Source organism: Actinomadura sp. 7K534 (genome assembly GCF_004348575.1).
Lineage (GTDB): Bacteria > Actinomycetota > Actinomycetes > Streptosporangiales > Streptosporangiaceae > Spirillospora > Spirillospora livida.
In genome coordinates, this window is record NZ_SMKB01000493.1 from 1 (window position 1) to 1,143 (window position 1,143).

At 78.7% G+C, this 1,143-nt stretch carries 1 protein-coding gene; it reads left to right on the forward strand.

What is annotated here, in order from left to right; all coding sequences use genetic code 11:
- On the forward strand, positions 1 to 1,143 hold a 1,143-nt coding region (locus E1266_RS37345), incomplete at both ends, for a histidine kinase (RefSeq protein ID WP_347876779.1).

Genomic DNA, 1,143 nt, shown 5'->3' on the forward strand with positions numbered 1-1,143 from the left:
CCCACCGGCCCCGCCCGGCGGCAGGCCATCGGGCGGGCCGTGACGGCGGCGGCGGGCCGGGGCCGCGCGGCCGCCCGCGCCGTCCGCCCGCGGGCGCTGCGCGAGGCCGTCCGCCGGCCCACCCGCGCCGCGCTGGTCAAGGACGCCCTGCTGTACGGGGTGCTGGCCCTCCCCGTCGTCGCCGGCATCGTCTCGCCGCTGGACCCGGGCCGGACGGCGTGGTGGCTGTGCGTGGGCGGCCTGGCGGTCCTGGCCGCCGCCGTCGCGGTGTCCCGCGCCCGGCCCACCGCGGCGCTGCTGACCGCCATGGCGCTGATCGCCGTCCACGGCAACTTCGTGTTCGCCATGCCCGTGCTGGCCTACCTGACCGGGCGGCGGACCATCCGCGCGCAGCCGCCGCTGTGGGCGTTCACCGCCGTGTTCGTCGCCGGGTCGGCCCTGGCGACCGCACGCGGCCAGGCCGTCGAGACGTGGTTCCCCTCCACGGTCTGGCTGGTGCTGTTCGGCGTCCTGCCCTGGCTGACCGGCCGCTACTGGCGCCAGTACCAGGAGCTCCTGCACGCCGGGTGGGAACGCGCCGAGCGGCTGGAGCACCAGCAGCGCATCATCGCCGAACGCGAACGGCTCCGCGAACGCGCCCGCATCGCCCAGGACATGCACGACTCCCTCGGCCACGAACTCGCCCTCATCGCCGTCCGCGCCGGCGCCCTGCAGGTCGCGCCCGGCCTCGACGACCGGCACCGCGACGCCGCCGCGCAGCTGCGCCGCGGCGCGGCCGAGGCCACCGAGCACCTCCGCGAGATCATCGGCGTGCTCCGCGAGGACACCGCCACCGGCCCGGGCACGCCGCACAGCTCGGACGGGCGGGACGGGCGGGACGGGGCGGCGCCGGTGCGGCCCCCGCACGAGAGCATCGGCGACCTGGTCGAACGCGCCCGCGCCTCCGGCGTCCCCGTCCACCTCGCCGGCACCGCCGCCGACCTGCCGGAACTCGCGCCGATGGCCGCGCTCACCGCGCACCGCGTCGTCCAGGAGGCCGTCACCAACGCCGCCAAGCACGCCCCCGGCGCCGCCGTCACCGTCCACCTCACCCGCCGCGACCCGCCCGCCGACGACGCACCGCACGACGCACCGCACCAAGGG